Here is a 7,194-nt window from a genome sequence, read left to right on the forward strand (position 1 = left end):
GAGATGTTCCGCATCGCCGACGGCGAGGAACTCGGCTACGGCGACCCCGCCCTGCGCGGCCACTCGATCGAGTTCCGCATCAACGGCGAGGACCCGGGCCGCGGCTTCCTCCCCGCGCCCGGCACCGTCACCAAGTTCGCCCCGCCGACCGGCCCGGGCGTCCGCCTGGACACGGGCGTCGAGTCCGGCTCGGTCATCGGCCCGGCCTGGGACTCCCTCCTCGCCAAGCTGATCGTCACCGGCGCCACCCGCGAACAGGCCCTCCAGCGCGCCGCCCGCGCGCTCGCCGAGTTCGAGGTCGAGGGCATGGCCACCGCCATCCCCTTCCACCGCGCGGTCGTCACCGACCCCGCGTTCGCGCCCGCCGACGGCAACCCGTTCACGGTCTACACCCGCTGGATCGAGACCGAGTTCGTCAACGAGATCCCGGCCTTCGCGGCACCCGCCGCGGACGAGGTCGAGGACGAGCCGGGCCGCGAGACGGTGGTCGTCGAGGTCGGCGGCAAGCGCCTCGAGGTCTCCCTGCCGTCGTCCCTGGGCATGACCCTGGCCCGCACGGCGGCCGCGGGCGGCGCTAAGCCGAAGCGCCGCGCGGCCAAGAAGTCCGGCCCGGCGGCCTCCGGCGACACCCTCGCGTCCCCGATGCAGGGCACGATCGTCAAGGTCGCGGTCGAGGAGGGCCAGCGCGTCGAGGAGGGCGAGCTGATCGTCGTCCTCGAGGCCATGAAGATGGAGCAGCCGCTCAACGCGCACCGCTCCGGCACCATCGTCGGCCTGACGGCCGAGGTCGGCGCGTCCCTCACCTCGGGCGCGACGATCTGCGAGATCAAGGACTGACGCCCTTGACCCACCCGTGAGGCCCGGCACCCCTTCAGGGATGCCGGGCCTCACGGCTGTCCGGACCCCGCCGTGCGCATGCGCGCCACCGCTGCTGGGGCTCCGCCCCGCACCCCCGCTCCTCAAACGCCGGCGAGCTGAACTTGCCCCGCCGGGGGCAAATCCAGCCCCTCCGGCGTTTGAGGAGCGGGGTCTGGGGCGGAGCCCCAGCAGCGGGCCCGCACGGGCTAGCGGCGCCTCATGTCCGCGACCCGCGCCCGTTCACCCGCCTGCTGCTCGAGCAACGCCGCAGGCGCCCCCGCGCTGCGCAGCTGGGCGGAGGGCCCACCCCGCCGCTGCACCGGCAGGGGGGATTCCCGGCGCGGCCGGCGCCCCGGCATGCCGTCCACCCCCCCGGGGGCAGCCGCACCGGCCACGGTGATCTGGACGCCCTGGTCCGCCAGCGCCTGGAGCTCCGTGGCCGCGCGGTCGTCGTGCGGCGGGGGCTCGTCCGTGACCAGGCGGGTCATGACATCGGTCGGCACCGTCTGGAACATGGTGTCCGTGCCGAGCTTCGTGTGGTCCGCCAGGACGACCACCTCCGCCGCCGCCTGGACCAGGGCGCGGTCCACGCTCGCCGACAGCATGTTGGACGTGGACAGGCCGCGCTCGGCGGTCAGGCCGCTGCCCGACAGGAAGGCGCGGGAGACCCGGAGCCCCTGGAGGGACTGTTCGGCGCCGCTGCCCACGAGGGCGTAGTTGGAGCCGCGCAGGGTGCCGCCGGTCATGACGACCTCGACGCGGTTGGCGTGCGCCAGGGCCTGGGCGACGAGCAGCGAGTTGGTGACGACGGTCAGGCCGGGCACCCGGGCGAGCCGGCGGGCCAGCTCCTGGGTCGTGGTCCCCGCGCCGACGACCACGGCCTCGCCCTCTTCGACGAGGGAGGCAGCGACATCGGCGATGGCGGTCTTCTCCGCCGTCGCGAGATGGGACTTTTGCGGGAAGCCGGATTCACGGGTGAAACCGCCCGGCAGCACCGCACCGCCGTGCCGGCGGTCGAGGAGTCCTTCTGCCTCCAGTGCCCGCACGTCCCGCCGTACGGTCACTTCGGAGGTCTGGACGACGCGGGCGAGCTCCCGGAGCGACACCGCTCCGTTGGCCCGCACCATTTCGAGGATCAATTGGCGACGTTCTGCAGCGAACACGAAACTGACAGTAACCCCAACGACCGTCTGGTTTCAGCTCCTTGCGCCGGAATACCGAAGTTGTCCATATGGCGGGGCGACTAGTGGTATACGCGGCCCGAGACTTGGGTGAACGTCCGGCCACACCACGGCGCCCCGCCCTCAAAACCCTTGCGGTATGCGGCGGTTGGGGAGGATCAGGCCTCGCCGGCGGCCTTCCGCGTGTGCAGCTGGCGGGCCACCTCGGCGATCGATCCCGACAGCGAGGGGTACACGGTGAACGCGTTTGCGATCTGCTCGACCGTCAGGTTGTTGTCGACCGCGATCGAGATCGGGTGGATCAGCTCGCTGGCGCGCGGGGAGACGACCACGCCGCCCACGACGATGCCGGTGCCCGGGCGGCAGAACAGCTTCACGAAGCCGTCCCGGATGCCCTGCATCTTGGCGCGCGGGTTGCGCAGCAGCGGGAGCTTCACCACGCGGGCGTCGATCTTGCCGGCGTCCACGTCGGCCTGGGTGTAGCCGACGGTGGCGATCTCGGGGTCGGTGAAGACGTTCGAGGAGACCGTCTTGAGGTTCAGCGGGGCCACCGCGTCGCCGAGGAAGTGGTACATCGCGATGCGGCCCTGCATGGCGGCCACGGAGGCGAGCGCGAAGATGCCGGTGACGTCACCGGCCGCGTACACGCCCGGCGAGGAGGTGCGGGAGACCTTGTCGGTCCAGATGTGCCCGGAGTCCTTGAGCCGGACCCCGGACTCCTCCAGGTTCATGTCCTTGGTGTTCGGGATCGCGCCGACCGCCATCAGGCAGTGCGTGCCGGTGATGACGCGGCCGTCCGAGAGCGTGACCTCGACGCGGTCGCCCACCCGCTTGGCCGACTCGGCGCGCGAGCGCCCGATGACGTTCATGCCGCGGCGGCGGAAGACGTCCTCCAGTACGGCGGCCGCGTCGGGGTCCTCGCCCGGCAGCACGCGGTCGCGGGAGGAGACGAGCGTGACCCGCGAGCCCAGGGCCTGGTAGGCGCCGGCGAACTCGGCACCCGTCACACCCGAGCCGACCACGATGAGCTCCTCGGGGAGCTCCTCCAGGTCGTAGACCTGGGTCCAGTTCAGGATGCGCTCCCCGTCCGGCATCGCGTCCGGGATCTCGCGCGGGGTGCCGCCGGTCGCGATCAGCACGGCGTCGGCGGTCAGGATCGTCTCGGTGCCGTCGGCGGCGGTGACGATGACGTCCCGCGTGCCGTCGATGCCCTGCGGGCCGCCGAGCTTGCCGCGGCCGCGCACCACGCGGGCGCCGGCCCGGGTGACGGAGGCGGTGATGTCGTGGGACTGGGCGAGCGCGAGGCGCTTGACGCGCCGGTTGACCTTGCCGAGGTCCACGCCGACGACGCGCGCGGCCTGCTCGATGGGCGGGGTGTCGTCCGCGACGACGATGCCGAGCTCCTCGTACGACGAGTCGAAGGTCGTCATGACCTCGGCGGTCGCGATGAGCGTCTTGGAGGGCACGCAGTCGGTCAGTACCGAAGCGCCGCCGAGACCGTCGCAGTCGACGACGGTCACCTCCGCGCCGAGCTGGGCCCCCACCAGGGCTGCCTCATACCCGCCGGGTCCGCCGCCGATGATCACGATCCGGGTCACGAAAAGTCCGCCTCACGTCTACCCGGCCGGCTGCCGCCCCGGCCGGTGTTCCGGGGGGTCTCCCCGGGGGATGCATTCCGTGCCCCATTGTCCCGCACGCTTCAAGGTGCTTCGCGCCCGGTCCCACCATCCGGGACGGTGGCCGGGCACGCGTACAACGGCGCCCCTCCCGTACCCTCGGACTCATGTCGCTCTACGCCGCGTACGCCGGCAACCTCGACCCGCGGCTGATGACGCGCCGCGCCCCGCATTCGCCGCTGCGCGGCACGGGCTGGATCAACGACTGGCGGCTGACCTTCGGCGGCGAGCAGATGGGCTGGGAGGGCGCGCTCGCGACGATCGTGGAAGCCCCCCGCCACCAGGTCTTCGTCGCCCTGTACGACATCGCGCCGCTCGACGAGGACTCGATGGACCGCTGGGAAGGCGTGGGCCTCGACATCTACCGCCGCATGCGCGTCCGCGTCCACACGCTGGACGGCGAGGAGGCGGCCTGGTGCTACGTCCTCAACGGCTACGAGGGCGGCCTGCCCTCAGCCCGCTACCTGGGCGAGATCGCCGACGCGGCGGAGTCCGCGGGCGCCCCCCACGACTACGTGATGGAACTGCGCAAGCGGCCCTGCTGACCCCTGCCGGCGCCGCGCGCCGCGCCCCGGGGACGATTCGGCGGAAACGACAAGGCAACGATCCGAACACCGTGAGCTGTGCCATCTACGCGCGTAGGCCGAGAGCGGCTACGCTCATCCGCGTGAACGCATCTGTTACCGACCCCTTCGCCGCCGCCGACGCCGCCGCCGCCCGCCTGCGCGAGCTCACCGGCGTCGAATCCCACGATGTCGCCCTCGTCATGGGCTCCGGCTGGGCCCCCGCCGCCGAGGCGCTCGGCGCGCCCGAGGCCGAATTCCCCGTCACCGACCTGCCCGGCTTCCCGCCGCCCGCAGTCGAGGGCCACGGCGGCAAGATCCGCTCGTACAAGATCGGCGACAAGCGCGCGCTGCTCTTCCTCGGCCGGACCCACTACTACGAGGGCCGCGGCGTCGCCGCCGTCGCCCACGGCGTCCGCACGGCCGTCGCGGCCGGCTGCAAGACCGTCGTCCTGACCAACGGCTGCGGCGGCCTGCGCGAGGGCATGAAGCCCGGCCAGCCGGTCCTGATCAGCGACCACCTCAACCTCACGGCCACCTCGCCGATCGTCGGCGCGAACTTCGTGGACCTCACCAACCTGTACTCGCCGGACCTCCGCGCGCTGTGCAAGGAGATCGACCCGACCCTCGAAGAGGGCGTCTACGTCCAGTTCCCCGGCCCGCACTACGAGACCCCGGCCGAGATCAACATGATCCGCGTCATGGGCGCCGACCTGGTCGGCATGTCCACCGTGCTGGAGGCCATCGCCGCCCGCGAGGCCGGCGCCGAGGTGCTCGGCATCTCCCTGGTCACCAACCTGGCGGCGGGCCTGTCCGGCGAGCCGCTGAACCACGAAGAGGTCCTCCAGGCGGGCCGCGACTCGGCCGCCCGCATGGGCACGCTGCTCACGCAGGTCCTCGCCCGCATCTGATCGACCTGATCGACCTGATCGACGTACGAGAGGTAAGGCGGAAGCAGTGCAGGAACAGGCACAGGACGACCTGATCACCCGGGCCCAGGCCTGGCTGGCGGAGGACCCCGACGCGGAGACGGCGGCCGAGCTCGCCGCGCTCATCGAGGCCGGCGACACCGCCGAGCTCGCGGACCGGTTCTCCGGCACCCTCCAGTTCGGCACCGCCGGACTGCGCGGCGAGATCGGCGCGGGCCCGATGCGGATGAACCGCTCCGTGGTCATCCGGGCCGCGGCGGGCCTCGCGGCCTACCTGAAGGCCCAGGGCCACGACGGCGGCCTGGTCGTCGTCGGCTACGACGCGCGCTACAAGTCCGAGGACTTCGCCCGCGACACCGCGGCCGTGATGACCGGCGCCGGCCTGCGTGCGGCCATCCTGCCCCGACCGCTGCCGACGCCCGTCCTCGCGTACGCCATAAGGCACCTCGGGGCCGTCGCCGGCGTCGAGGTGACCGCGAGCCACAACCCTCCCCGGGACAACGGCTACAAGGTCTACCTCGGCGACGGCTCGCAGATCGTCTCCCCGGCGGACGCCGAGATCGCGGGCCACATCGCCCGCGTGACGACGCTCGACTCGGTCGACCGCCCCAAGGACGGCTGGCTGCAGCTCGACGAAGAGGTCCTGGAGGCCTACCTGGCCCGTACGGACTTCGTCCTGACCCCCGGCTCCCCCCGGGGCGTGCGGACCGTCTACACGGCCATGCACGGCGTCGGCAAGGAGGTCGTGCTGGCGGCCTTCGCCCGGGCCGGCTTCCCGGCCCCGGTCCTCGTGGACGAGCAGGCCGAGCCCGACCCGGCCTTCCCCACGGTCGCCTTCCCCAACCCGGAGGAGCCGGGCGCGATGGACCTGTCCTTCGCGAAGGCCGCCGAGGTCCAGCCCGACATCGTGATCGCCAACGACCCCGACGCGGACCGCTGCGCGGTGGCTGTTCCCGACAACGGCGGCTGGCGGATGCTGCGCGGCGACGAGGTCGGCGCGCTCCTCGCCGCCCACCTGGTCCACAAGGGCGCCCAGGGCACCTTCGCCGAATCGATCGTCTCCTCCAGCCTCCTCGGCCGGATCGCGGAAGCGGCGGGCCTCCCCTACGAGGAGACCCTCACGGGCTTCAAGTGGATCTCCCGCGTGGAGGGCCTGCGCTACGGGTACGAGGAGGCGCTCGGCTACTGCGTGGACCCCGAGGGCGTCCGCGACAAGGACGGCATCACCGCCGCGCTGCTGGTCGCCGAACTCGCCTCGGAGCTCAAGGAGCAGGGCCGCACCCTGACCGACCTGCTGGACGACCTGGCGATGGCCCACGGCCTGCACGCCACGGACCAGCTGTCGGTGCGCGTCTCGGACCTCTCGGTCATCGCCTCGGCGATGGCCCAGCTGCGGGCGGAGCCCCCGACCTCCCTGGCGGGGCTGCGGGTCGTCTCGGCGGAGGACCTCGCGGTCGGCTCGGCGGCGCTCCCGCCGACGGACGGCCTGCGGTACTACCTGGACGGCGACTACAAGGCCCGGGTGATCGTGCGCCCGTCGGGCACGGAGCCGAAGCTGAAGTGCTACCTGGAGGTGGTGGTCCCGGTCGCCGAGGCCTCCGACCTCGCCCCGTCCCGCACCCGGGGCCAGGAAATCCTGGACGCCATCAAGAAGGACCTGGCAGCCGCGGCCGGCATCTAATCCCCCACGCGGCAACGGCCCCCCGAGCCACCGGCCCGGGGGGCCGTTGCCGTACGGGGGGCGGGGCTGCGGGGGCGGGGCGGGGGGCGCGGGCGCGCCATCTCCCCCTCGACCCCCCGGGCCCGGTCGGCGGCTGCCCACCCACCCCCGGCTGCGGGGCGGGGGCTGCGCGGTTGGCGGGGTCCGAACTGACCGGAATCAGAGATGTCCTGGGGGGTTTCCCGTCAGTCCCATAGTCCTTCCGTGTCGGGCCGGCCTGTAAAGGGCGCTCCCTTCGGTCGCGTCGCTTCGCGATGGCCTTCGGCC

At 72.8% G+C, this 7,194-nt stretch carries 6 protein-coding genes; 4 read left to right on the top strand and 2 right to left on the bottom strand.

Annotated elements, in window-relative coordinates; genetic code table 11:
• On the top strand, positions 1-837 hold an 837-nt coding region (locus AB0O21_RS40140), incomplete at its 5' end, for a biotin/lipoyl-containing protein (protein ID WP_365180874.1).
• 227 nt (positions 838-1,064) lie between these two features.
• Here AB0O21_RS40140 and AB0O21_RS40145 read toward each other — a convergent pair.
• Together AB0O21_RS40145 and AB0O21_RS40150 are read right to left on the bottom strand one after the other, a co-directional pair.
• Positions 1,065-2,021, bottom strand: a complete 957-nt coding sequence (locus AB0O21_RS40145; protein ID WP_365180877.1) for a DeoR/GlpR family DNA-binding transcription regulator — start codon at positions 2,019-2,021, stop codon at positions 1,065-1,067.
• A 176-nt stretch (positions 2,022-2,197) separates the two neighbouring features.
• A complete protein-coding gene (locus AB0O21_RS40150) occupies positions 2,198-3,637 on the bottom strand; it encodes an NAD(P)H-quinone dehydrogenase (RefSeq protein ID WP_365180880.1) in 1,440 nt (479 codons plus the stop codon).
• 185 nt (positions 3,638-3,822) lie between these two features.
• Between AB0O21_RS40150 and AB0O21_RS40155 the strand changes: the two genes are divergently transcribed.
• From AB0O21_RS40155 to AB0O21_RS40165, 3 genes are all read left to right on the top strand, one after another.
• Positions 3,823-4,260: a gamma-glutamylcyclotransferase gene (locus tag AB0O21_RS40155; RefSeq protein ID WP_360897425.1), complete on the top strand. Its 438-nt coding sequence runs from the start codon at positions 3,823-3,825 to the stop codon at positions 4,258-4,260.
• Positions 4,261-4,382: 122 nt separating this feature from the next.
• Positions 4,383-5,189 (top strand): purine-nucleoside phosphorylase, encoded by an 807-nt coding sequence (locus tag AB0O21_RS40160; RefSeq protein ID WP_365180883.1) that lies wholly within the window; start codon positions 4,383-4,385, stop codon positions 5,187-5,189.
• 46 nt (positions 5,190-5,235) lie between these two features.
• Positions 5,236-6,888 (top strand): phospho-sugar mutase, encoded by a 1,653-nt coding sequence (locus AB0O21_RS40165; protein ID WP_365180886.1) that lies wholly within the window; start codon positions 5,236-5,238, stop codon positions 6,886-6,888.
• Positions 6,889-7,194: the final 306 nt, after the last annotated feature.

The sequence above is a fragment of the Streptomyces sp. NPDC091371 genome (genome assembly GCF_040684275.1).
Taxonomy (GTDB): domain Bacteria; phylum Actinomycetota; class Actinomycetes; order Streptomycetales; family Streptomycetaceae; genus Streptomyces.

Excerpts from the sequence above, each read along its gene's own strand:
- AB0O21_RS40155 (WP_360897425.1), top strand. The coding sequence starts at position 3,823 with ATGTCGCTCTACGCCGCGTACGCCGGCAACCTCGACCCGCGGCTGATG.